General features: G+C 58.7%; 1 protein-coding gene. It reads right to left on the bottom strand.

Annotated elements, in window-relative coordinates:
• Positions 1-327, bottom strand: a 327-nt coding sequence (locus M3090_RS15680) for a conjugal transfer protein TraO (protein ID WP_249057811.1), incomplete at its 3' end; no start/stop codon positions are given.
• Between the last annotated feature and the right edge of the window lie 56 nt (positions 328-383).

Raw genomic sequence — 383 nt, 5'->3', positions numbered from 1 at the left:
CTTGTTCGCATCCGAGAGGAAGTTGTAGTAATATCCCCCTTCCGCCGTGAACTGCGACACCGGCAGGCGCGTGTCCTTGTACGGGTGGTACTTTTGCAGATACTCCGCACCGAACACCCACCTGCTGCACCCTTTCGTGTACGAGTCCATTGACAGCCCGAAGTGGTAGCCCAGCTCATTGCGCCGGCTTGCCGAATGGAAGCCGTCCGCCATGCCCGCCGTCAGCCGCAGCCCTTTCATGCCCGGCAGACAGCGTTGCGCCTGCACCTTGTCTGCAAGGACAAGGCACAGCGCCATGCCGATTAGAATAAACACCGTCCGTTTCATCCTACTTCACCTTCAGTTCGTTGATGACACGGGCACGCACCAGCTCGGCATTGGTA

Source organism: Bacteroides sp. ET71 (assembly GCF_023336905.1).
Lineage (GTDB): Bacteria > Bacteroidota > Bacteroidia > Bacteroidales > Bacteroidaceae > Bacteroides.
Note: the sequence above shows the minus strand (reverse complement) of the source record. Positions and strands in the feature narration are given on the sequence as shown.